The organism is Roseovarius sp. D22-M7, assembly GCF_037083785.1.
Lineage (GTDB): Bacteria > Pseudomonadota > Alphaproteobacteria > Rhodobacterales > Rhodobacteraceae > Roseovarius.
In genome coordinates, this window is the sequence record NZ_JBAPKY010000037.1 from 1 (window position 1) to 24,027 (window position 24,027).

The following is a 24,027-nucleotide window of genomic DNA, read 5'->3' on the forward strand; positions in this document are numbered from 1 at the left end:
CAACGCCCTCGGCACCGCCGAGATCGCTCGCGTGGGCTGACCTCAGTGGGGTAAGGGGAAGTCATACCTCAGGCCTGAGTTCTGCAACAATGCCTGCTGGCGGGCTTGCGCGGCGAGGAAAGCATTGCCGCCCTGTGCCGCCGTGAGGGGTAAGGAGGATCGGCAAACGATCCGGGGGATCGTTGTCCCGACGCACGCGAGCGCCTGTACGACACGTGGTCGAAGGAGTTCCTCGAGGCGGGCAGGCAGCGGCTGGCCGGCGATACCGTGCGTCAGGCGAGCTCGCCGGAGGTCAAGGAGCTGCGCTCGGAGACGACAGCGCTGAAGGAGGTCGTGGCCGACCCGACCCTGGAAAACCGCTTGCTCAAAAAAAGCCGGATCGGGGAACGCATTGACGCTTGAGTATCTGAAACCGCATGTGCCGGGCCGGATACACAAAGTTCAGGACACTCCCACCCAAAGGGCTGCTCAGCGCGGTACAGCCGATGAAACCACGCAGGCCTTTAGGACCGCTGCCGGGCACGGTAAAGCCCATCGTGGTTCACCATGTTCCCGACCTTGCCTGCCATGTCGAGAAGCCTTTATAACCAAATCTGCAACCTACAAACGGCCACACGGCCTTGTTTGCAAGACGTTTCTTTGGTTTCAGTTGGTTGTATTGGAGCGGGCGAAGAGATTCGAACTCTCGACCCTTACCTTGGCAAGGTAATGCTCTACCCCTGAGCTACGCCCGCGTCCTGGCGTTGCACTTATAAATTTTGCGCTGCGGCTGCAAGCCGAAAAAATGCGGCACCGCGGATTTTCTGCGGTCGCTGCGGCGGGCCGCGGCGGTGCGATCAATCGCTTGACCTTTTGCCGGATAACTGCAAACCTTTTCGCAGTTCGGAATTTTTGCGCATAGGTGTAAATCTTGCAGGACATGGGAGAGGCCCTGGGACTGGCGCTGGCCCTTGTGGTGTCCGGCGATCCCGATCTTGTCGAGATCGTGCTGCTGTCGCTGCGCGTCAGCCTTGGCGCGACAGTCGCCGCGTGCCTGATCGGTCTGCCCCTCGGCGCGCTGGTCGCCATCGGCAAGTTTCGCGGGCGCAGCGCGGTGCTGATCGTGATGAACGCGTTGATGGGGCTGCCGCCGGTGGTGGTGGGGCTGCTGGTCTACCTGCACCTGTCGCGGTCGGGGCCGCTAGGGTTCCTCGGGCTGCTCTACACGCCGACCGCGATGATCATCGCCCAAACGATCCTGATCGCACCGATCGTCGCGGCGCTGTCGCGGCAGGTGCTGGAGGATCTGCATGCCGAATATGTCGAGGCATTCCGCTCGCTTTGCCTGACGCGGATGCAGACCGGGCTGGCGCTTCTTTGGGACGCGCGCCATGCGCTGCTGACCGTGGGGCTGGCCGGGTTCGGGCGCGCCGTGGCCGAGGTCGGCGCGGTGATCATCGTCGGCGGCAATATCGACCATCTGACCCGGGTGATGACCACCGCCATCGCGCTGGAGACCTCGAAGGGGGATCTTGCGCTGGCGCTGGCGCTGGGGATCATCCTGCTGGTCCTGTCGCTGGGCGTGAACGCCGCGGTGCAATCGGTGCGCGTGAACGCCGCGCGGCGTGCCCATGTTTGACGCGGGCCCCGCACCAGGCGCGGCGATCCTGCCGCTGATCGTGCGCGACGCCGTGCTGCGATTGGGCGGGGTGCGCGTGCTCGACGGGCTGAGCCTCGATCTCGGCCCCGAGGGTTGCACGATGATCATGGGCCCCAACGGCGCGGGCAAGAGCCTGCTGCTGAAGCTGCTGCACGGGCTGGAGCGCCCGAGCGCGGGGCGCATCGACTGGGGCGGGCAGACGCCCGATGCGGCGATGCGGCGCCAGGCGCTCGTGTTCCAGAAGCCGGTGCTGCTGCGCCGGTCGGTGGCGGCCAATCTCGATTTCGTCCTCAAGGTGCGCGGCAAGGACCGGAAGAGGTGCCGCGCCCTGCTCGATCATGTCGGGCTGGGCCACAAGGCCGATCAGCCCGCGCGCCTTCTTTCGGGCGGCGAGGCGCAGCGCCTGGCGCTGGCCCGGGCGCTGGCGACCGATCCCGAGGTGCTGTTTCTCGACGAACCGACGGCGAGCCTCGACCCGGCCTCGGTGCTGGCGATCGAAGCCATCGTTGCGGGCGCGCGCGATAGCGGCGTGCGGATCGTCTTCGTCACGCATGATGCGGGGCAGGCGCGGCGCATGGCCGATGACGTGGTGTTCCTGCATCGCGGCCGCGTGGCCGAGCACAGCGCCGCCGCCGATTTTTTCCCCGAGCCGCGATCCGCCGCGGCGCGGGATTACCTGAACGGCAGGATTGTCGTTTGACCTAAGCGGAAAGAGAAGGGACCAATATGCTTTGGAGGAAACTGGGCGGCACGGCTTTCACGGTGATGCTGGCGGGGGGGGCATGGGCCCAAGATACGTCGATCATCGTGCAATCCACCACCTCGACGGCCAATTCCGGCCTGTACGATCACCTTTTGCCGATGTTCGAGGAGAAGACCGGCGTCAAGGTCAACGTCGTGGCCGTGGGCACCGGGCAGGCGATCCGCAATGCCCGCAACTGCGATGGCGATGTCCTGCTGGTGCATGCGAAACCGGCCGAGGAGGCGTTCGTCGCGGACGGCTTCGGTACGAAACGCACGGACCTTATGTACAACGATTTCGTGATTGTCGGGCCCGAGGGTGATCCGGGAGGCGTCGCTGGCATGAAGGATGCCGAGGCCGCGCTGACCCGGATCGCCAAGACGGAGGCGCTGTTCGCCTCGCGCGGCGATGACAGCGGCACGCACAAGAAGGAGATGGCGCTGTGGTCGGAGACCGGCGTCGATCCGACGGAGGCCAGCGGCGCATGGTACCGCGAGACCGGGTCGGGCATGGGCGCCACCCTGAACGCGGGCGTCGGGATGGGCGCCTACGTGATGGCCGACCGCGCCACATGGATCAGCTTTGAAAACAAGCAGGATTACGAGATTCATGTCGAGGGCGACGAGGATCTCTACAACCAGTATGGCGTGATCCCGGTGAACCCCGAAAACTGCCCCAGCGTAAACGCCGAGGCGGCGCAGAGCTTTGCCGACTGGCTGCTGTCGGATGCGGGGCAGGCGGCAATCGCCGATCATGTGGTCGCCAGTCAGCAGCTGTTCTTTCCGAACGCCCCCGAGAGCTGATAGAATAGGCTGACCGGAGACATGCGCCCGGCCCGCCAATTCACAGGATGACGATGCCCGAGCTTGCCTTTCCCGATCACGAATACCTGACGGTGAGGGAACTGGCCGATCTGCTGCGGCTGAAGGAGCGCAAGGTCTACGATCTGGCTGCCTCGGGGGCGGTGCCGTGTTCGCGTGCAACCGGCAAGCTGCTGTTCCCGGCGGATGAGATCCGGGCATGGATCGCGCGCGCGCAGTCGGGGGGTGGTGGCGCATACGCGGCCGTCAGCGCCACGCGCCCGGCGATCCTGCTCGGCAGTCACGACCCGCTGCTCGACTGGGCAGTGCGGCAATCGCGCTGCGGGCTGGCGACGTTCTATGACGGGTCGCTCGACGGGCTCGACCGGTTCTTGCGCGGCGAGGGGATGATCGCCGGGCTGCACATCCACGACGCCGCCACGGGTCAGTGGAATGTGCCGGCGGTGGCCGAGGCGGCCGCGGCGCAGAACGCCGTACTGGTCAGCTTCGCGGACCGGCGGCGCGGCCTCGTGGTTCGCGCCGGCGAGGCCGCGCCCGAAGGGCTGCGGGACCTTGCGGGGCGGCGCGTGGTGCCGCGGCAGCCGGAATCGGGGACCGAGGGGATATTCCGGGATCTCGCCGCGAAAGAGGACTTGGACCTTTCGGGCATGCATTTCACCGAGGTCGCCCGTACCGAGGACGAGGCCGTCGAGGCGGTGCGGCGCGGCGAGGGCGACGTGGCCTTCGGGCTGGAGACCGTGGCGCGCAGTCACGGGCTGGAGTTTCGCCCCATGCTGACCGAGCGCTTCGCGCTGCTGGTCGATCGCCGCGCGTGGTTCGAGCCGCAGATCAGGCAGTTGGTGGCGTTCTGCACGTCGCCGCGGCTCGCCGCGCGCGCCGCAAGCTGCGGCGGCTACGATGTGATGGGCTTCGGCGGCGTCCTGTGGAACGCCTGACGCGGCCTCAGGCGTAGCGGGCGAGGAACTGCTTCGCGCGCTCGGTTTCGGGGTTGGAAAAGAACGCGTGCGGTTCGGCGCGTTCGACGACCTTGCCCTTGTCCATGAACACCACTTCTTCACAGACGTCGCGCGCGAAGCCCATCTCGTGAGTGACGACGACCATGGTCATGCCCTCGGACGCGAGATCGCGCATCACCGCCAGCACCTCACCGATCAGTTCGGGATCGAGCGCGCTGGTCGGCTCGTCGAACAAGAGCACTTCGGGCGACATGCAGAGCGCGCGGGCGATGGCGACGCGCTGTTTCTGCCCGCCCGACAGCGAATAGGGATAGACGTCGCGCTTTTCGGCAAGACCCACCTTTTCGAGCAGTTCCTCGGCGCGCGCGGTGGCGGCGTCGCGGGCCATGCCCAGCACCTGCGTCGGCGCCTCGATGACGTTCTGAAGCACGGTGAAATGCGGCCAAAGATTGAAGCTCTGGAAGACCATGCCCATGCGGGCGCGGACCTTCGCAAGTTCGCGGTCCGACATCAGCTTGCCGTCGGGGCGGCGGCCCACCGGCGCACCGCCCAGAAGGATGTGGCCGCTATCGGGGGTTTCCAGCCAGTTGATGCAGCGCAGCAGGGTGGACTTGCCAGAGCCCGAGGGGCCGAGGATGCTCATCGTGGTGCCCGGGGGCACGGTCAGATCGACATCGCGCAGCACCTCCAGACTGCCGAAGCTCTTGCAGATCTTCTGTGCTTCGAGCGCGTAAGGCGCCGGGACGGGACCGGCTGCGGGGTCAGGAATCGCCAAGACCTCTCTCCTTTGCAAATCGGTTCACGATCAAGACGAGGCCCTCGATCGACAGGCTCATCGCCCAGTAGAGCAGAAGTGCCACGACGAACGGCTCCAGCGGCACGAAATACATCGACTGCACCGAGGACGCGGCATAGGTCAGTTCCTGCACGGTGATGATCATCAGAAAGGCCGTGTCCTTCAGCATGTAGATCAGCTGGTTGCCGAGGATCGGCGCGCTGTTCAGGACAAGCTGCGGCAGGATGATGCGGCCGAACATGCGGTACCCGTGATGGCCCTGCGCGCGGGCCGCCTCGGCCTGTCCGGCGGGCAGTTGCGACCACGCCCCGCGCAGGATCTCGCCCACATAGGCGCAATGATAAAGCGTCAGCCCGACGATGCCGGCAGTCCATGCGGACATGCTGATCCCGACCGAGGGCAGCCCGTAATAGAGCAGGTAGACGAAGATCAGGAAGGGCAGCATGCGCATGCCGTCGATATAGATGCCCACCGCCTTGCGGGCGATCGGATTTCGCCCGTAAAGGATGTTGACGAAAATCATGCCGATCAGGAACGCCCCGAGTGTCGAGATCAGGAACAGCGCCAGAGTGGTGCCGAAGCCGCTGGCGAAGCGGGGCCATTCGCTGAGGACGATTTCCCAGTCGGTCATTGCCGCCTATCCTTCGATCGAGGCAAAACGCTCTGCCCGGCGTTCGAACCGGCGTTGCAGGCGCACCATGCCGGCGATGATAAGTATGTAGAGCGCGCCGGCGACGATGATCGGGGGCAGCGGCTCGTAGGTCTGTGAGGCGATGCGGTTGGTCACGCGGGTCAGGTCCACGATGCCGATCACCGCCACGGCGGGGCTGGCCTTCACGAGCAGCGTCGCCTCGTTGACCAGCCCCGGCATTGCCGCGAAACTCATCTGCGGGAACATGATGCGGCGGAAATATTGCGGTTTGGTCATGCCCACGGCCTTCGCCGCCTCGATCTGCGAGCGCGGAAAGGCTTGGTAGACAGAGCGCCAGATCTCGGCGTTGAAACACGCGGTGTTGAGCAGCAGCGTCAGCACGCTGGCCGTGTAGCGGTCGATATTGATGCCCAGCACCGGCAGCCCGATGAAGATGAAAAGCACCAGCGTGACCAGCGGCGTGGCGCGGCCGATGCTGATATAGACGGTGACAATCTGCGAGATCACCGGCAGCTTGGAGATCCGCGCGAGGCCCAGAAGCAGGCCAAGCGGGATGCCGCCCGCGATCGCGATTACGGAGATCCATATCGTGACCCAGGCCCCTTCGAGCAGGGTTTGAAAATCGCCGGCACCCATTGCGTGTCTAGCTCTTTTTCGAGGATATCAGGAAAGTGGCCCGCATCCCGCCGGCCACCACCGTGTCATGCGGTCACTCGACCGAGGTCAGCTCGTTATATTGCTCGACCGAGGTGATCGGCACGCGGGGCAGGTCGGGGAACGCCTCGCCGAACCACTTTTCCTGCAATTCGGCCAGCCGCCCGCTGTCGCGCAGTTCGAGAATGAACTCGCTGATATATTGCAGCAGGTCCTCGTTGCCCTTGGGCACCGGGTAGGCGTGAAAGCCAGGGCCCGAGACCGGCTGTCCCATCTCGAAGGTGTCGCCGCGTTCGGCGATCACGCTTTTCGCCGAGATGATCGAGTTGACGGTGTAATCGAGCCGGCCGTTCGACAGGTCCTCGTAGATCTCGGGGTACGAGGTGTATTCCACGACCTCGCCAAGGCTGCCGCCGGTTTCCTCGAGCATCGCCTCAAGCTCCGGCAGGCGCGACAGCAGGACGCTGCCGGCCTGCACGCCGACGGTCATCCCGTCGAGATCGGCGACGCTGGTGATCCGGTCATCGCCCTTGCGCTTGATGTAGTAATGCTGGGCGCTGGCGGTGGGCACGGCAAAATCGAACACCCGCAGACGTTCCGTCGAGATGATCGAGCCGGTGATCGCCATGTCGTACTGGCCTGCGCGCACCGCGGCCAGCAGGCCCGACCATGGCAGGATCTCCTGGCGGACCTCGAAATCGGCGTAGTCCTTGAATTCCGCGACCACGTCATGGGTAAAGCCCGTCGGCTCGCCGTTCTCCATGATCTCGAACGGAGCATAGTTGTCCTCGGTCGCGATGGTGATGTGGCCGCGATCCATGATCTCTTCGAGGTCTGCTGCGGCAACGGGCAGCGCGAGCCCGGCGAAGAGCACCGCGGCACAGGCGACAAGACGGTGCCGTATGGTCATCGGGGTTGGGGTCATGGGATCTTTCCTTCCTGTTGGTGGCGTTTTTTGTCGTTGCGTCAATTCGTGGCATGATCGGCGGGGCCGATCCACCGGAACCTGCACCAGCCCCGATTTCGGTCTCCGGTCGTCGCCGATCCTCGGGGTAATGATTACTCGAGGGGCAGAATTGATCACCATGGTATCAGTTTCTGCACTTGAACAAAGTGCCGGACCCGACGCGCCGGCCATGTCTCGGGAGGTGGACGCGGCACGCATCCCTCAGCCCTCGGCGCTCAGGTCGAAATTCTCGCCGGGGAAATACTTGGCGAGGCGGACATCGGCGGCGCGGGCATGGCCCTCCATCCCTTCGAGGCGGGCGATGCGCGCGCTCGCGACCGCCACGGGTTTCGAGCCCTCGCGCGTGGCGCGCTGCCAGGTGACGAGCTTGAGGTACTTGTGCACGCTCAGCCCGCCGGTATAGTTCGCGGCCCCCGAGGTGGGCAGCACGTGATTGGTGCCCGACGCCTTGTCGCCGTAGCTGACCGTGGTCTCCTCGCCCAGAAACAGCGATCCGTAGCAGCTGAGACGGTCGAGCCACCAGTCGAGATCGCCGGCCTGCACGGTCAGGTGTTCGGGCGCGTAGTCGTCAGAGGTCGCCGCCATCTCCTCGCGGTCGGCGCAGACGATCACCTCGGCATAGTCCCGCCACGCGGCGGTGGCATTCTCGCGGTTCATCTCGGGCAGGGCGTCGATCATGCCGGGGACAAGCTCCATCACGCGCGTCGCCAGCGCGCGGGTATCGGTGACCAGCCAGACGGGCGAGTTGTAGCCATGCTCGGCCTGGCTGACGAGATCCGTGGCGACGATATGCGGATCGGCGGTGCCATCGGCGAGGATCAGGCTGTCGGTCGGCCCGGCGACCATGTCGATGCCGACGCGGCCGAAGAGCATGCGCTTGGCCTCGGCCACGTATTGATTGCCCGGCCCGACGAGGATGTTGGCGGGGGGCAGCCCGAAGAGGCCGAAGGTCATCGCGGCCACGCCCTGCACGCCGCCCATCGCCATGATCCGGTCGGCGCCGCAGAGATGCGCGGCGTAGACGATCGCCGGGTGCACGCCCACCCCGGGGCGCGGCGGCGAACACGCGGTGATATGCTTGCAGCCCGCGACCTTGGCGGTCGTCACGGTCATGATCGCGGTGGCGATATGGCTGTAGCGCCCGCCCGGCAGGTAGCAGCCGGCGGCACCCACCGGGATCGCCCTCTGCCCGGCGACAAGCCCCGGCACGATCTCGACCTCGAAATCCCGGATGGTGTCGCGTTGCGCCTGCGCGAAGCGGCGCACGTTGTCATGCGCGAAGCGGATGTCGTCCTTGGCCTTTTGAGAGACCTGCGTCGAGGCGGCCTCGATCTCGTCCTCGGTCAGCAGGATGTTGCCGTCGTAGCGGTCGAACTTCGCCGCGTATTCAAGCGCCTTGGCATCGCCGCCGGTCTCGATGTCGTTCAGGATCTCGGCCACGATCTCGCGCGTTTCCGAGGCATCCGACGCGGGCGTCAGCGTTGCGGTCTTGAGATACTCTCGGGCCATCATCCGTGTCCTTCGTCTGGGTCAGCGTGGGGGCGGGCTCATGGAACGGCGGGGCAGGCGAAATCCGGCAGGATACGGCAACCCTACACGCGAACCGCCGGCCGGGCAAAGGTTTGCCGCACGGCCCGTCACGGCGCGAGATCCAGCAAGCCGATGCCGGCCATCACGAGCGCGGCGAGGAACAGCGTCTCGGCCACGATCAGCGTGATCGCGCCGCCGCCGACCTTTACGATGTTGCGCAGATCGGTCTTCATGCCCACGGCCGCGATGGCCGACAGCAGCGCCCAGGATGACAGCTTGGCCAGCAAGGCGCCGAGGCCCTGCGGGATCAGCCCCAGCGAATTGAGCGTCGCAAGACACAGGAACCCCAGCACGAAGCCCGGAACGATCGGCGGGCGCGGGCCGCCCGCCTCCGTCTGCGCGCGCTGCCACATCAGCGTGATCACGATCACCACGGGGGCGAGGAACGACACGCGGATCAGCTTGACCAGCGTCGAGGTCTCGCCCGCGGTCTCCGAGATCGAGAAGCCCGCACCGACCACCTGGGCCACGTCATGCACGGTGGCGCCGATGAAGGCGCCGGCGGTCACCTCGTCGAGGCCGAGGGCACCCGTCAGGATCGGGTAGAGGATCATCGCGACGGTCGACAGCACCGTGACGCCCAGCACGGTGAACAAGAGGTTGCGTTCGGATTTCTCGTCCTTGGGCAGGACCGCGGCAATGGCCATCGCCGCCGAGGCGCCGCAGATCGCCACCGACCCGGCGGTCAGGATGGCAAAGCGCGGGCCCTGTCCGATGAACCGCGCCAGCACCACGCCGAAGACAATCGTGGCGACCACGCCGAGCACAAGCAGGGCGATCATGCCCCAGCCCAGAGAGGTCAGCATCTCGACGCTGATCCGCGCGCCGAGGATGGCCACGCCGAAGCGTAGCACGCTGCGCGCGGTAAAGCCGATCCCCGTCGCCGTCGCGCTTTCCTCGCTGAGGAAATTGAGTGCGATCCCGAAGAGCAGCGCCATCAGCATCGCGGGCGCGCCGTAATGCTCGGCCACGAATTGCGCGGCCAGCGCCACCAGCACCGCGATCATGACGCCGGGAAAATACGCCTTGGCGCGCCCGGCCGCCTGCTGGCCGGACGCGAGGGTGAGGGGCGGCAGTTTCATCCCGGCATCAGGCCGGCTGTTCGATCATGTCGGATGCGTCGATGCCGGCCACCGCGACGGGCTTTTTCATCGCGTCGCGGCGGAACGGATCGCCAAGTTCCTGGTTCAGCATCGCCTCGATCAGGGTGGTCGTGTTGTTCTCCATCTGGTCCTTGATGGCCTGGCTCAGCGCCGCGGTCAGTTCGTCCATCGTGCGGGCGACGACGCCCTTCAGGCCGCAGGCCTCGGCGATGCCGGCGAAGCTGACCTGTGTGTCGAGTTCGGTGCCGACGAAGTTGTCGGCGAACCACAGCGTCGAGTTGCGCTTTTCGGCGCCCCACTGGTAGTTGCGAAAGACGATCTGGGTGATCGCCGGCCATTCGGGGCGGCCTATGGCGGTCAGTTCGTTGACCGCGATGCCGAAGGCGCCGTCGCCGGCAAAGCCCACCACCGGCACGTCCGGGCAGCCGATCTTGGCGCCCATGATCGACGGCAGGCCGTAGCCGCACGGGCCGAAAAGGCCCGGCGCGAGGTATTTGCGCCCCTCTTCGAAGGCCGGGTAGGCGTTGCCGATGGCACAGTTGTTGCCGATATCCGACGAGATGATCGCCTCGCGCGGCAGCGCGGACTGGATCGCGCGCCACGCCATGCGGGGGCTCATCCAGTCGGGCTTGGCGGCGCGGGCGCGCTCGTTCCAAGTGGTGCCGGGATCGTCTTCCTCGTGATCCATCGACGACAGTTGCTGCGCCCATTTCGACTTGGTCTCGGCGATGCGGGCGCGGCGCGCCTCGCGGTCGGTGTCGCCGGCTGTGTCGGAAAGTTGCGCAAGGATGCCGCGCGCAACTTTGGCCGCGTCGCCGACGATTCCGACTGTCACCTTCTTGGTGCGCCCGATGCGGTCGGGGTTGATGTCGACCTGGATGATCTGGGCGTCCTGGGGCCAGTAGTCGATGCCGTAGCCCGGCAGCGTCGAGAACGGGTTGAGGCGCGTGCCGAGGCAGAGCACCACGTCCGCGTCGCGAATAAGCTCCATCCCGGCCTTGGATCCGTTATATCCCAATGGCCCGGCGCATAGCGGGTGTGAGCCGGGGAAGGCATCGTTGTGCTGGTAGCCCACGCAGACCGGCGCATCGAGCCGTTCGGCCAGCGCGCGGCTCGCCTCTATGCCGCCCTCGGACAGCACCACGCCGGCGCCGTTGAGTATCACCGGGTTCTTGGCACCCGACAGAATGCGCGCGGCCTGGGCCACGGAATTCTCGCCGCCCGGCGAGCGTTCGAATTCCAGCGCCGTGGGCAGGTCGACATCGATCACCTGCGTCCAGTAATCGCGCGGGACGTTGATCTGCGCCGGTCCGCAGAGTTGCTTGGCCTTGGAGATCACGCGCGCCAGCACCTCGGCCATGCGCGAGGGGTCGCGGACCTCTTCCTGATAGGCGACCATGTCCTCGAAGAGCTTCATCTGCTCGACCTCCTGGAAGCCGCCCTGGCCGATGGTCTTGTTGGCGGCCTGCGGGGTGACCAGCAGCAGCGGCGTGTGGTTCCAGTAGGCGGTCTTGACGGCGGTCACGAAATTGGTGATGCCGGGGCCGTTCTGGGCGATCATCATCGACATCTTGCCGGTGGCGCGGGTATAGCCGTCGGCCATCATTCCCGCGCTGCCCTCGTGCGCGCAATCCCAGAAGGTGATTCCGGCGCGCGGAAAGAGATCCGAGATCGGCATGATGGCCGAGCCGATGATCCCGAAGGCGTGCTTGATGCCGTGGCGCTGCAGGGTTTTGACGAAGGCCTCCTCGGTCGTCATCTTCATGTGTCTGGTCCTTTCAAGGCTCGGGTGTCAGGTTGAGGCGGCGCGGTCGAGCGCGCCGAACATGCGATCCTCGAGGATCATTTCGGCGCATTTCTCGCCGATCATGATCGCCGGGGCGTTGGTGTTGCCGGAGACGATTTCCGGCATGATCGAGCAATCCGCAACCCTCAGGCCGGTCAGCCCATGCACCCGCAGGCGGGCATCGACCACGGCGTCGGGGCCGGGCCCCATCTTGCAGGTGCCGGTGGGGTGGTAGATCGTGGTCGAGTAGTTCCGCGCCCAGTCGAGCGTGCCCTCGTAATCGTCGAGATCGAGGCCGGCATCGGGGCGGTATTCCTCGGAAATCTTGCCCGACAGCGGCTCGCACCGGGCGATGCGGCGGGCGATGCGTACGCCCTCGACGATCGTACGGCAATCGGTTTCGGTCGAGAGGTATCGCGGCAGGATGCGTGGATGCACGCCGATGTCGGGCGAAGCGAGGCGGATCTCGCCGCGACTTTCGGGGCGGAGCTGGCAGACCGACATGGTGAAGGCCGAGAACGGGTGCACGCCCTCGCCGGGGCTGTCGGCCGACCATGGCTGCACGTGGAACTGGATGTCGGGGGTGTCGACATGCGGGCCGGTGCGCATGAAGCCGGTGGCGAGGCTGGCGGCCATGGCCATCGGCCCAGAGCGGAACATCGCGTATTTCAACGCGATCCGCGCCTTGTTGAACAGGCTGCGGACCTCGTCGTTCAGCGTCGGCTCGTTGCACTTGAAGACCAGCCGGGCCTGCAGGTGATCCTGCATGTTCTTGCCCACGCCGGGGCGGTCGGCGCGCACCTCGATGCCGTGCTCGCGCAGCTGCGAGGCCTCGCCGATGCCCGAGGCCATCAGCAGGTGCGGCGAGCCGATGGCGCCCGAACACACGATCACCTCGGCGCGGGCGCGCAGGATACGCTCGCCGCCCGAAGGCTGGCGGCAGGCGACACCCACCACGCGGCTGCCCTCGAAGAGAAGCCTTTTGGCGGGGGCGCGTGTGAGGATGGTCAGGTTGGGGCGCTGGCGCGCCGGGTTGAGAAACGCCACCGCCGCCGAGCAGCGCCGCCCGTTCTGTGCCGTCAGCTGGAAATAACCCACGCCTTCCTGTTCCGCGCCGTTGTAGTCGGGGTTGAACGGGTAGCCCGCGGTTTGCGCGGCGGCGACCCAGGCGTCGCAGATTGGGCGTTGCAGGCGCATGTTCGAGACATGCAGCGTGCCCTGATCGCCGTGATACTCGTCGGCGCCGCGTTCCTGGCGCTCGGACCGCTTGAAGAGCGGCAGAACCTCGTCCCAGCCCCAGCCGGGATTGCCCATCTGCGCCCAGCGGTCGTAATCTTGCGGCTGGCCGCGCACGTATAAAAGCCCGTTGAGCGACGAGGACCCGCCCAGCACCTTGCCGCGCGGCCAGTCGAGCGCGCGCCCGTTCAGCCCGGGATCAGGTTCGGTGCGGTAGCACCAGTCGACCGACGGATTGTGCATCGTCTTGAAGTAGCCGACCGGGATGTGGATCCACGGGTTCCAGTCGCGCCCGCCCGCCTCGGCGAGGATGACCGAGACCTTCGGGTCTTCCGAGAGGCGATTCGCCAGAACGCATCCTGCCGACCCGGCCCCGACGATGATATAATCCGCTGATAGTTCGGTCATTTCGGATCAATCCTTGCGTATATTCCGGGCACAAAAATAATTTCCTTGCCAGATTGATCATAGTGCAGCAGTATTGAGACCGCAAGTATCAATCTTGTACAAAGGGAGGAAGCCATGAAAGTATCGAAAGCCCTGAGCGGAATTTCCCGTCGGGACCTGTTTCGCCTGTCGGGTCAATTCGGCCTGTCATCCGTGGTGCTGGGCGCCGGCGCGCTGACCGGCGCGGTGTCGCTGCCGTCGCTCGCCCGCGCCGCCGAGAGCACTTACGAGAAACGCTTCGCAAAGGAGCCAAAGCACACGCTGAAACTGGGCGCGTCGGGGTTCAACGCGCAGAACCTGTTGATCGAGCGCGCCGGCGTGCTGCAATTCGCCCGCGACCTCGAGGAGCGCACCGAGGGCGAGATCCGCGTCGAGTTCATCGGCGACAACCAGATCTGCGGTCAGCTGAACTGCGTCGAGAAGGTCCAGACCGGGGTGATCGACATGTACGCCGCCTCGACCCAGAACTCGGCCGGGGGTGCGCCCTATCTCAACGTGCTGGATTACGCCTACATGTTTCCCAGCCGGGCCTCGCAGTATCATTTCCTCTATTCGCCGGAATCGCAGCGCATCCTGCGCGATCCGCTGGAAAAGCGGCACGGGCTGAAATTCCTGTTCTCGCATTGCGAATTGCGCGGCATCCAGCTGGGCAACAACTTTGCCGAAAAGCCGACGGTCACCAAGCTGGAAGAGCTGTTCGGCACCAAGAACCGGGTGACCGGCACTCAGCTTGGCCGGATCGCGATGCAGCAGCTCAACCTCAACCCGGTGCCGGTGGCGTGGGAGGAAACGCTAGACGGTCTCAAGCAGGGCCTGATCGACGGTGCCGAGACCTGGGCGTCGGCGGTGGCCTATGCCAACATGGCGCCTGTGGTCAGCCAGTCGGTCGACCTGAAGTTTTTCTGCGGCACCGAGCATACGGGCATGTCGGCGCGCGTTTTCGACGCGATGGAGCCGCACCTGCAGGACGCGATCATGGAATCGTCCTACCTGGCGCAGGTCCACGTGCAGGCCGCCAACGAGGCCGCGCTGGTCAAGACCGTGGGCTTCTCGGACCCGCAAATGCCGGGCACGGTCTTTGCCGAGAACAACGTCCGGCCCGCCTTCCTCGCCGACGATCAGATCAAGATGGCCGAGGAGATGTGCTCGCCCGAGTTCAACCCGGATCCGTGGGCGCAGTGGCGCGAGCGGCTCAACGCTTGGTCTGGGGGGCTCGACACCTACAAGGAGATCTACGGCGTGGCGCGCGAGATCCCCAAGGACATGCTGCCCGAGAATGTCGAGCCGCGGCGCTGGTGGCGCGCGGCGTGATCCCCTGACATCGGGCCGGGCCGCCCCTGCGGCGGCCCGGCCCCGCGTCGCCCGGTGGCGGCACGCAGATACGGCAGCAACCCGAGGGAGGAGAGGGCATGATCGGCTGGTTCGAGGGCACGGGCGAGATCCTGAGCGCCGTGGCGTCAGGGGATTCCTGGATGTTGAAGGAGGCGATGCGCGCGCCGGCGATCTGGCCGCTGGGGCTGATCGCCATGCTGCTGACGGCGGCGCTGGTCCTGCTGATCTATCGCGTCGTCCCCTGGGCCGAGCGCAACCTGGATCGCAGCATCATGGTGGTGTCGTATCTCGTCATCGGCGGCATCATCTTCGTCGAGGTGATCCGGCGATTCGTCTTCGAGGTCCAGGCGCCGTGGTCGACCACGCTGCCGCCCTTCCTGTTCCTGATCATGACCTATTTCGGGTGCAGCTATAACGTGAAGCTGCGCACGCATCTTTCGTTCGCCGAGTTCCGCACCGCCATGCCGCGGGCCGGGCAGATGGCCTGCCTGATGCTCGACGCGGTGCTGTGGATCGGGTTTTCCTGGGTGGTGGTCGTGACCTCGTCCAAGGTCGTCGCCAATTCCGCGGCGAATTTCCAGATCATGCTGGGCACCGACGGCGTCATGCAGTGGTGGTTCCTGCTGTCGGTGCCGATCGCGTTCACCCTGCTGGTCTCGCGGGTTCTCGAGAACGTGCTGGAGGACATCGCCAATTTCCGCAACGGGGATACGCTGATCACCCAGGCTGTCATCGGGGGCAACTGACATGATGGATATTTCCACCCTTGTCACGCTTATTTCCATCGCGGTGACGCTGCTGTTCTTGCTGGGTGCGCCGGTATTTCTGGTGATCGGCTACTGGGTGATCGGCGTGTCGCTGGTGCTGGACATGCCGCTTCAGAACATCGGCGGGGCGCTGGCCGACGTGTTCACCGACGGGTTCGCGCTGCTGGCGATGCCGCTGTTCATCCTGACCGGCGACCTGATCAACCGATCCGGCATCGCGCGGCGCCTGTCGGATTTCGCCTATGCCTGCCTCGGCTGGATCCGCGGCGGGCTGTCGATGGCCGCCTTGGGGGCCTGCGGCCTGTTTGCGGCGATCTCGGGGTCCAACTCGGCGACGACGGCGACCATCGGCTCGATGCTGCATCCCGAGATGGTCAAGGGCGGCTATGACGAGCGGTTCTCGGCGGCGACGGCGGCGGCGGGCGGCACGGTGGGGATCATCATCCCGCCCTCGATCATCTTCATCGTCTACGGGTTCCTGCTGAACCTGCCGATCTCGGAACTGTTCGTGGCCGGCATCCTGCCCGGCGCGATGATGGTGGGCGCGATGATGATCGCTGCCTTCCTGCTGAGCTGGAGGAACGGCTGGGGCAACATCATCCCGCTGATCCCGATGCGGGTACTCAAGACGGCGATCGGCGCATGGCTGGGGTTCTTTGCCATCGGGCTGGTGCTGTGGGGGATCTACACGGGCAAGTTCTCGCCCACAGAGGCCGCCGGCGTCACCGTGGGGTTCTGCGTGATCGTGGGTTTCATCAGCCTGCCGCTCTACAAGCTGATGGGCGGCGCCAAGGGTCGCGACGTCAGCGAGAAGCGAGTGTCGGAGATGCTGGTCGTCGAGGGCTTCACCCCGTGGGAGCTGCCCTCGATCACCATGCGGTCGGCGCAGATCACCGGCATCCTCGCGCCGCTGATCGCGGTGTCGGTGGTGATGCAGCAGATCCTGTCCGTGCTCGGCGCGCAGGAGGTGATCGGCGGTTTCGTGACCTCGATGGGCGGCTATTACGCGGTGCTGTTCACCGCCATGGCGATCGTGTTCATCGGCGGCATGGTTCTGGAAAGCCTGCCGGTGACGATCATCCTGGCGCCGATCCTGGCGCCGATCGCGCATGAGGTGGGCATCGACCCGATGCAGTTCGCGGTGGTCTTCCTAGTGGGCGCCTCGATCGGGTTCATCACGCCGCCTTACGGGCTCAACCTCTATGTCGCGTCGGGCGTGACGGGCGTTCCCTATTTCCGCGTGCTGCGATACACGACCGCCTATATCGTGGCGCTGGTGACGGTCTGGCTGCTGATCGCGCTGATCCCGGCGCTGTCGACCGCGCTGCTGCCGCAACGCTGATGAGAGGGCCCGCATGGAAGGTGAGGCAAACGAGACGATCCCGACGACGCTGCGCCTGCTTCTGGTGATCGAGCGGATCGCAGAGGCCGGCGTGCCGGTGACGCCGACGGAGGTGAACGCGCGGATCGGCCTGCCCAAGCCGACCATCCACCGCCTGTTCAACACGCTGGAGACCGAGGGATTCCTGCAGCGGGACATGGATGGGCGGAGTTATTCGCCCGGGCCCCGGCTGCGCCGCATGGCCGGCGGGATCCTGTCATCGCTGCGGATCCGCACCGCGCGGCAGGCGATCCTGCGCACCCTAAGCCGCGAGATCGGCGAGACCTGCAACATCGCGCTGCCCGATCGCGACGCGATGATCTACCTTGAACGGGTCGAGACCGAGTGGCCCCTGCGCATCCAGCTACCGATTGGCACGCGGGTGCCGTTCTACTGCACCGCCAGCGGCAAGATGTATCTGGCATCGCTGGCGCGCAATCACCTGAGAAAGTACCTTGCCGCCACCGATCTGGCCCGCCGCACGCCCAACACGATCACCGACGCGGGCGCGCTGATGGACGAGATCGAGACGGTGCGCCGGCAGGGATACGCGCTGGACCGCGAGGAGTTCATGCAGAGCATGGTCGCGATGGCGGTGCCGGTGCTGGACGTCAACGGGCGGCTGATGGTCACGCTGTCATTTCACGCGCCGTCGCAGCGCTTCGACGTGGACCGCATGCTGGGTTGTCTGAAGCCCTTGCGCGACGCCGCCGCGGATCTGTCGAAGCTGGTGGGCGACAGCGAGGTCCACGTGGAAGACGCCGCCGGGCTTCGCAGCACGTCCTCGGGATAGCGCGGCGCGGATCAGGCGGTACGGGCCTCGGGCGTCGCCTCGCGCCGGCGATCCGATTGCAGCAGGTCATAAAGGACCGGCGTCAGGAACAGCGTCAAGATCGAGGCCAGCATGAAGCCGCCGATGATGACGATGCCGATCGACAGACGGCTGGCCGCCCCCGCGCCGGTCGACAGCACCAGCGGCACCGCGCCCAGGACCGTCGACAGGACCGTCATCATGATCGGGCGCAGGCGCACGGTCGCGGCCTCGATCACCGCCTCGCGCACGGCGTGGCCCTGATCGCGCAACTGGTTGGCAAACTCCACGATCAGGATGCCGTTCTTGGCCATCAGCCCGATCAGCATCACTAGGCCGACCTGCGTGTAGATGTTGATCGCCTGGTCGAGCGCCAGCAGCGTCAAGAGCGCGCCCGCCGCCGCCAGCGGCACCGACAGCATGATGATCACCGGCTGCACGAAGCTTTCGAATTGCGCGGCAAGCACCAGGAATACCACCAGCAGGGCCAGCGCGTAGGTCATCGCGATCCCGCCCGAGGTTTCCTGGAACTGTTCGGCCTGCCCGGAATAGAAGATCTGCATCTGCGACGGCATGTCGGCGGCGATTTCCTCGACCGTCGCGATGGCCGAGCCGAGATCCACGCCTTCGGCGAGCGAGGCCGACACCTCGACCGAGGGCTGGCGGTTGAAGCGGTTGAAGGCCCGCACAGAGGCGCGGCGTTCCAGCGTCACCAGCCCGTCGAGCGGCACGAGCGCGCCGTTCTCGGCGCGCACGTTGACGCCGCGCAGGTCGGCCTCGGTCACGCGGCGGTCGTCGGGGGCCTGCAGGAGCACCGGGTATTGGCGGTCGCGCGAAATGAACGCGGTCACCTCGGCCGAGGCGAAGAAGGTGCGCACCGCATCCGACACCGCGCGCGCATCGACGCCGATCTCACGCGCGAGATTTCGATTCACCTTGATGTCGAAGCCGGGGGTGTTGACGGCGTAGTCGCGGCGCACCCCGACCAGTCCGGGCGCATCGCGCAGCCGGTCTGTCATCTCGTCCGAGAACTCCGCCGCCTCGTCGAAGCTGGGCGCAGTGACGATCACCTCGAGCCCGGAGCCGCTGCCGGCGTCGAGCCCCGATGGTGCGAAGCTGCGCACGCTGGCCTGCTCGATCTGCGCGAATTGCGGGCGCAGCTCGCCGAGGATGTCGCGGGGGCTCTGCTCGCGCGCGCCCCAGTCGGACATGATCGCGACCATGAAGGCGCGCCGTGATTCGCCGTATTGCCCGACGATCGAGATGACGTCGTCGATGGCCCCGTCCTCGCGGTAAGGCGCGATCAGGTCCTCGACGCGCCGGACGGCCTCGTCGGTCAGCGGCAGCGCCGACCCCGGCGGGCTGTTGATCGACACGAAGAAGATGCCGCGATCCTCGTCCGGGGTCAGTTTCGACGGCAGCTCCTGGTAGAGCGCCCAGGACATGCCGGTCAGGATCGCGGCGATGGCGAGGATGACGATCGGGAAACGGATCGCGCCCGTCAGAAGGCGGCGGTAACCCTGCGACAGGTTCTGCGTCACCGTGTTGACCGCGCGCCCGAACCGGCCCGGGGCGCGGTCCTGCGACAGCACCAGCCCGGCGATCACCGGGCAGAGCGACAGTGCGACGAAGGTCGAAAGGGCGACGGCGACGGCCAGCGTGACGCCGAACTCGCGGAAGAGCTTGCCGATCTCGCCTTCGAGAAACGACAACGGCACGAAGACCGAGATCAGCACCGCCGAGGTCGAGACCACCGCGAAGAACACCTGGTTCGCGCCGACGCGTGCGGCCTCTTTCGGATCGTCGCCTTCACGCACGCGCCGCTCGATGTTCTCGAGCACGACGATCGCGTCGTCGACCACCAGCCCGATGGCCAGCACCAGCGCGAACAGGGTCAGGATGTTGACCGAGAACCCCGCGATGGCGATCCCCGCGCAGGCCCCCAGCAGCGCGATGGGGATGGTCACCGCGGGCACGATCGTCGCCCGGGCCGAGGCGAGGAACACGAAGATCACCGACACCACGATGGCGACCGCGATGGCCAGCGTGATCAGCACCTGCCGGATCGAGCTTTCGATGAAATCCGCATCATCCGACGTGATCCGAAGGTTCGTGCCGCCCGGCAGACCGGCCTGGATATCGGCCACCTCGGCATGAACCGCGTTGGAGATCGACAGCGTGTTGGCCGCCGACTGGCGCAGGACACCGATCCCGAGGGCGGTCTCGCCGTTGGCACGAAACTCCGTGTCGTCAGTCTCGGTCCCGATCTCGACCCGGGCCACGTCGCCGAGGGTGACGCGCCCGGCTTCGGTCGTGGTGACGATCAGGTCCTCGAATTCCTCGACGCTGGAGAGCCGCGTCTGGGTGCGCAACAGGTAGGTGCGCGCATTGTTTTCAAGCTCGCCGGCAGGAAGTTCGAGGTTGTTGTCGCGCAGCGCTGCGGCGATGTCATTTGTTGTGACGCCCCGCGCCGCCATCGCCTCGGGCTGCAGCCAGACGCGCATCGCGTAGGGGCGGTCGCCGTATACCTGCGCCGCCGCGACACCGGCCAGCGTTTCCAGCCGGTCGGTCACGAAGCGGTCGGCGTAATCGGCCAGTTCGGAGGCCGACATCGCGTCCGAGGTCATCACCATCCAGAGGATGGGATCGCCCTGACTGTCGTTCTTCTCGATCTCCGGTTCCTCGGCCTGGTCGGGCAGCTCGTCGACCACCGCCTGCACCGCCGCGCGCACATCCGAGGCGGCCTGATCGACGTCGCGACCCTGCCGGAAAGTGATGACCGAGCGCAGGCCGCCGAGTTCGGATTCGGTCGAGATCCGGTCTATGCCGGCCACGGTGGAGATCGCGCCCTCGATCACCGTCGCAAGCTCGCTGTCCACGACGCCCGGGCCGGCGCCGATGTAATCGACGCTGACCGTCACCTGCGCGGTCGTGGTGTCGGGCAGTTCGCGCACCGGCATCCTGCTGAGACCCATGATGCCCATCACCACGATCAGCATCGACATCACCGTGGCCAGCACCGGGCGGCGGGTGCAGAGGTCGGGCAGGGTCACCGGTCGCCTCCTTGCGCGTCACCCTCCGCGATGGTGACCGCCGCCCCGTCCGACAGCCGATCCCAGCCGGCGACGACCACGCGCGCCTCGGCGGTCATGGCGCCGCGCACCTCGGTGAGATCGCCGAAGGACTTGCCGGCGTCGATCTCGGTGCGCGTCGCGAGGCCGTCGGACACGGTGTAGACGTAGCTTTGCAGGCCCTCGCTGATGATCGCCCGATCAGGGATCGCGAGGCCGTCATAACTGCCAAGCAGCAGCCGCGTATGGGCGAACATGCCGCCCGCCAGCCGGCGCTCGGGGTTGTCGATATCCGCCCGGATCTCGAAGCTGCGGGTATCGCGGTCGATCTCGGGCGCGCGCACGCTGACGCGGCCCTCGAAGGTTCGGTCCGGGTAGGCCGGGGTGGTGATCGTCACGGTCTTGCCCGGTTGCACGCGGTCGAAATATTGTTCTGGCAGGGTGGCCGACACTTTGACCGTCGACAGGTCCGACAGTCGGGTGACCGGCGTGCTCCCGTCGAGATACGCCCCGGTCTCGATATCGATCAGGCCGAGCGTACCGTCGAAGGGGGCGGTGATCGCGCGATCCTGCAGATCGGCGCGCGCCGTCATCACGGCGGCCTCGGCGCGCAGCAGGTTGGCGCGGGCGCCTTCAAGTTGCGCCTCGGCGGCGGTGTTGTTCTTGGCCAGACGCTCGACCCGGTTGAATTCCTGGCGCGCCTCGCCCAGCGTCGCCTCGGCATCTGCCAGCGCGGCACGCGCGGCACGTTCGTCCATCTGGATCAGCAGATCGCCTTCGTTGACCCGTTGCCCCGACGTGACCGGCACCGAGGTCACCCGGCCCGGCGCATCCGGCACCAGTGCCACCGACCGGATCGGCATGATCGTGCCCGTCGCGGTGACCGCGTCCTCGATGCGGCGCGCCTCGGGGGAGGCGACGGCGACACGCGTGGCGCGGTCAGCCCGCCCGCCGGATCCGGTATCCTGCACAGAAAGCAGTGCCTGCGTGCCCGAGACCCCGACAAGCGCGCATAAGAGCACTATGACGAGCCCGATCGATATCCTGATGGCGCGTTTCATGACGTCCCTTCCGGCTACAGAGGGAGATATTAGCGCAATCTGCGCGGTTTCAATACCCGCGCGGCCCGCGCGCCGCGCCCCTAGCCTCGGGTGACGAGCTTGTAGCCGGGCGCGGCGAAGGCCTCTACGCTGGTGATGGGGGCCGTGTCGATCCAGGTCGTGCGCTCGATCACGAGCACGGCGCGGCCCGTCGCGGTGCCGAGGTGCTGCGCCGTCTCGGGGTCCGCGTCGATGGCTGAAAAGCGCACCTCGACACGGCTGTAGGGCTTGTTGCGCACCAGCCATTCATTGGCGCTGTCGCGCGCCAGATCGACATCGAGGATCTCGGGCGTGGCGCGGATGTCGACCCAGCGATCCTCGTAGATGAAGGGGCGGGCATCGGCGAGGTGCAGCGCCCGGACACGCAGCATCTCGACCGGCCGCGTCAGGCCGAACCGCGCAAGAACCTCGCACGGCGCGGATCCGATGTCTCGTTCGACCAGCCGGTAGCCGTAGGTTTCGCCGCGCGTCTCGACCTCGCGACGGGTCACGGGAATGTCAACGGTGGTGCGGGTGACCGGATCGCGCAGCACATGCGTGCCGCCCTTGCGCCTGCGCGCGACCAGCCCGACCTGCGCGAGATCCTGCATCGCGCGGTGCACCGTGGCGCGCGCGCAGCCGAGGTCGCGGGCGATATCCTCGTCGCGCGGCAGCCGGTCGCCGGGCGCGTAGGTGCGGTCGAGGATGCGCGCCCGGATCCGGTTGCGCACATCGGTCCAGGACAGGCGCGTGTGCTCGTTCAAATGTCGGTCTCCAGCCGGGCCATGCGGCGCATGTAGGTCGCGACGATCGCGTCGCGATGGATGTGGCGGCCGCGGGTGACGACATGGCGCCCGGCGCTCCAGACCTCGCGCAGCGCGGCCGGCCCGCCACCGGCGAAAACGAGACTGTCGAGGGCCGCGTCGCCGCGCCGGCCGCAAAGCTGGGCCGTGTCGGTGCGGTACCCCGCCAGATCCGCCCAGGCGCCGGGGGCGATGCGCCCGACGTCGCGTCCGCCGGCCTGCGCGCCGCCCGCCGCGGCAGCGTCATAAAGGACACGACCGGTCGAGCGGCCTTCGGTGGCGAGGGCGGCGCGCGACAGGTCGCGCAGGCGCTGCGAATATTCCAGCGTCTTCAGTTCCTCGAAAAACGAGATCTGGACGTTCGAATCCGACCCGACGCCGATCGCGCCGCCCTGGCCCGCAAACCGCGTGCCGTTGAAGATCCCGTCACCGAGATTGGATTCCGTCAGCGGACACAGCCCCGCGACCGCGCCCGTGGCGGCGAGCGCGTCGGTCTCGGTCCCGGTCATCTGCGTGCAGTGGATGAGACACCAGCGCGCGTCGACCGGATGATTGGCCAGCAGCCATTCCGCGGGCCGCGCGCCGAGGTGGGCGTGCACCTCGTCGACCTCGGCAACCTGTTCGGCAAGATGCATGTGTACCGGGCCGGTGGCTGCCTGCCCGAGCACCGCCGTCAGCCCGTCAGGGTCGACCGCGCGCAGCGAATGCGGCGCGAGGCCCATGGCGTAGTCTGAGGCGGCGGCATGCACCGCCTGCGCGGCCTCGGCCTGCAGCGCGAGGAAACGGTCGGGATCGTTGCCGAAGCGCCGTTGCCCGCCGGCAAGCGCCCGCCGGTCGCAGCCGCCGTGCTGGTAGAGCACCGGCAGCAGCGTCAGCCCGATCCCGGCCTGCATGGCCGCCGCCACGATGCGCTGCGACATCTCCGACAGGTTGTCATAAGGCGTGCCGCAGGCGGCGTGATGCAGGTAGTGAAATTCGGCCACGGCACCGTATCCGGCTTCGAGCATCTCCATGAAGACGAGCGCCGCGATCGCCTCGATATCATCTGGTGAAAGCTGGTCGAGGAAGCGGTACATCAGCCGCCGCCACGTCCAGAAGCTGTCGCGCGGGTCGGGGCCACGGGCCTCTGTCAGCCCGGCCATGGCGCGCTGGAACGCGTGGCTGTGCAGGTTCAAAGGCGCGGGCAGCAGCAGGTCGACGCGCGTGTCGGCAATGCTCGATTGCGGCCCGACCGCGGCGATTCGACCGCTGTCGTCGATGGCGACCGCCAAGTCGTCTTGCCAGCCATCCGGTGTAAGGGCCTGTCCTGCATGGATGATCTGCAAGCCGAAAACTCCGTTGACAAGAATATGTATAGACATATTAACTCCAACTGGGATGGGTGACAAGGAGTG

At 66.6% G+C, this 24,027-nt stretch carries 20 protein-coding genes, 1 tRNA gene and 1 pseudogene; 9 read left to right on the plus strand and 13 right to left on the minus strand.

Annotated elements, in window-relative coordinates; all coding sequences use genetic code 11:
* Window positions 1–93: 93 nt before the first annotated feature.
* A pseudogene (locus V8324_RS15080) lies at window positions 94–372 on the plus strand (hypothetical protein); the annotation flags it as partial.
* Window positions 373–659: 287 nt separating this feature from the next.
* On the opposite strand, the gene V8324_RS15085 reads toward V8324_RS15080, so the two are convergent.
* A tRNA-Gly gene (locus V8324_RS15085) sits at window positions 660–734 on the minus strand.
* A 176-nt stretch (window positions 735–910) separates the two neighbouring features.
* Here V8324_RS15085 and V8324_RS15090 point away from each other — a divergent pair.
* Genes V8324_RS15090 through V8324_RS15105 form a run of 4 tightly spaced genes read left to right on the plus strand, consistent with a single transcriptional unit; the run spans window position 911 to window position 4,137 of the window.
* Window positions 911–1,618, plus strand: a complete 708-nt coding sequence (locus V8324_RS15090) for an ABC transporter permease (protein WP_336420756.1) — start codon at window positions 911–913, stop codon at window positions 1,616–1,618.
* Window positions 1,611–2,339 (plus strand): ATP-binding cassette domain-containing protein, encoded by a 729-nt coding sequence (locus tag V8324_RS15095; RefSeq protein ID WP_336420757.1) that lies wholly within the window; start codon window positions 1,611–1,613, stop codon window positions 2,337–2,339. The genes V8324_RS15090 and V8324_RS15095 overlap by 8 nt, the downstream gene beginning before the upstream one ends.
* A gap of 26 nt (window positions 2,340–2,365) precedes the next feature.
* Window positions 2,366–3,184 carry a substrate-binding domain-containing protein gene (locus V8324_RS15100; protein ID WP_442970549.1) on the plus strand — a complete coding sequence of 273 codons (819 nt, stop codon included), beginning with the start codon at window positions 2,366–2,368 and terminating at the stop codon, window positions 3,182–3,184.
* Window positions 3,185–3,237: 53 nt separating this feature from the next.
* The gene (locus V8324_RS15105) at window positions 3,238–4,137 is read left to right on the plus strand and encodes a helix-turn-helix transcriptional regulator (protein WP_336420758.1); all 900 of its coding nucleotides are present in this window, start codon (window positions 3,238–3,240) and stop codon (window positions 4,135–4,137) included.
* 7 nt (window positions 4,138–4,144) lie between these two features.
* Here the strand turns inward: V8324_RS15105 and V8324_RS15110 are convergent, their stop codons facing one another.
* The 8 genes from V8324_RS15110 to V8324_RS15145 all read right to left on the minus strand — a co-directional run bounded on the left by V8324_RS15110 (window position 4,145) and on the right by V8324_RS15145 (window position 13,350).
* Window positions 4,145–4,927, minus strand: a complete 783-nt coding sequence (locus V8324_RS15110) for an amino acid ABC transporter ATP-binding protein (protein WP_442970551.1) — start codon at window positions 4,925–4,927, stop codon at window positions 4,145–4,147.
* A complete protein-coding gene (locus V8324_RS15115) occupies window positions 4,920–5,585 on the minus strand; it encodes an amino acid ABC transporter permease (RefSeq protein ID WP_336420760.1) in 666 nt (221 codons plus the stop codon). The genes V8324_RS15110 and V8324_RS15115 overlap by 8 nt, the downstream gene beginning before the upstream one ends.
* A 6-nt stretch (window positions 5,586–5,591) precedes the next feature.
* Window positions 5,592–6,242: an amino acid ABC transporter permease gene (locus V8324_RS15120; protein ID WP_336420761.1), complete on the minus strand. Its 651-nt coding sequence runs from the start codon at window positions 6,240–6,242 to the stop codon at window positions 5,592–5,594.
* A 73-nt stretch (window positions 6,243–6,315) separates the two neighbouring features.
* Window positions 6,316–7,185, minus strand: a complete 870-nt coding sequence (locus V8324_RS15125) for a transporter substrate-binding domain-containing protein (protein ID WP_336420762.1) — start codon at window positions 7,183–7,185, stop codon at window positions 6,316–6,318.
* Between the two features lie 243 nt (window positions 7,186–7,428).
* Window positions 7,429–8,736 (minus strand): histidinol dehydrogenase, encoded by a 1,308-nt coding sequence (gene hisD, locus V8324_RS15130; protein ID WP_336420763.1) that lies wholly within the window; start codon window positions 8,734–8,736, stop codon window positions 7,429–7,431.
* Window positions 8,737–8,864: 128 nt separating this feature from the next.
* The gene (locus V8324_RS15135) at window positions 8,865–9,899 is read right to left on the minus strand and encodes a YeiH family protein (RefSeq protein WP_336420764.1); all 1,035 of its coding nucleotides are present in this window, start codon (window positions 9,897–9,899) and stop codon (window positions 8,865–8,867) included.
* A 7-nt stretch (window positions 9,900–9,906) separates the two neighbouring features.
* Window positions 9,907–11,685, minus strand: a complete 1,779-nt coding sequence (gene xsc / locus V8324_RS15140; protein ID WP_336420765.1) for a sulfoacetaldehyde acetyltransferase — start codon at window positions 11,683–11,685, stop codon at window positions 9,907–9,909.
* A 27-nt stretch (window positions 11,686–11,712) separates the two neighbouring features.
* Window positions 11,713–13,350 (minus strand): GMC family oxidoreductase, encoded by a 1,638-nt coding sequence (locus V8324_RS15145; RefSeq protein ID WP_336420766.1) that lies wholly within the window; start codon window positions 13,348–13,350, stop codon window positions 11,713–11,715.
* 114 nt (window positions 13,351–13,464) lie between these two features.
* On the opposite strand from V8324_RS15145, the gene V8324_RS15150 reads away from it, so the two are divergent.
* The 4 genes from V8324_RS15150 (at window position 13,465) to V8324_RS15165 (ending at window position 17,662) form a co-directional block, all read left to right on the plus strand.
* Window positions 13,465–14,700 (plus strand): TRAP transporter substrate-binding protein, encoded by a 1,236-nt coding sequence (locus V8324_RS15150; protein WP_336420767.1) that lies wholly within the window; start codon window positions 13,465–13,467, stop codon window positions 14,698–14,700.
* Window positions 14,701–14,798: 98 nt separating this feature from the next.
* Window positions 14,799–15,467, plus strand: a complete 669-nt coding sequence (locus tag V8324_RS15155; RefSeq protein WP_336420768.1) for a TRAP transporter small permease — start codon at window positions 14,799–14,801, stop codon at window positions 15,465–15,467.
* Between the two features lie 4 nt (window positions 15,468–15,471).
* The gene (locus V8324_RS15160) at window positions 15,472–16,830 is read left to right on the plus strand and encodes a TRAP transporter large permease (RefSeq protein ID WP_336420785.1); all 1,359 of its coding nucleotides are present in this window, start codon (window positions 15,472–15,474) and stop codon (window positions 16,828–16,830) included.
* A gap of 13 nt (window positions 16,831–16,843) precedes the next feature.
* Complete coding sequence (locus tag V8324_RS15165) at window positions 16,844–17,662, plus strand: IclR family transcriptional regulator (RefSeq protein ID WP_336420769.1); 819 nt, start codon at window positions 16,844–16,846, stop codon at window positions 17,660–17,662.
* Window positions 17,663–17,673: 11 nt separating this feature from the next.
* On the opposite strand, the gene V8324_RS15170 is transcribed toward V8324_RS15165, so the two are convergent.
* The 4 genes from V8324_RS15170 to V8324_RS15185 form a co-directional block, all read right to left on the minus strand.
* Window positions 17,674–20,733 carry an efflux RND transporter permease subunit gene (locus V8324_RS15170; RefSeq protein WP_336420770.1) on the minus strand — a complete coding sequence of 1,020 codons (3,060 nt, stop codon included), beginning with the start codon at window positions 20,731–20,733 and terminating at the stop codon, window positions 17,674–17,676.
* Entirely contained in the window at window positions 20,730–21,812 is a 1,083-nt protein-coding gene (locus V8324_RS15175) for an efflux RND transporter periplasmic adaptor subunit (protein ID WP_336420771.1), read from the minus strand. Before V8324_RS15175 ends, V8324_RS15170 begins: the two co-directional genes overlap by 4 nt.
* Before the next feature lie 80 nt (window positions 21,813–21,892).
* Entirely contained in the window at window positions 21,893–22,594 is a 702-nt protein-coding gene (locus tag V8324_RS15180) for a GntR family transcriptional regulator (RefSeq protein WP_336420772.1), read from the minus strand.
* Entirely contained in the window at window positions 22,591–23,958 is a 1,368-nt protein-coding gene (locus V8324_RS15185; RefSeq protein ID WP_336420773.1) for a formimidoylglutamate deiminase, read from the minus strand. Before V8324_RS15185 ends, V8324_RS15180 begins: the two co-directional genes overlap by 4 nt.
* Window positions 23,959–24,027 lie beyond the last annotated feature (69 nt).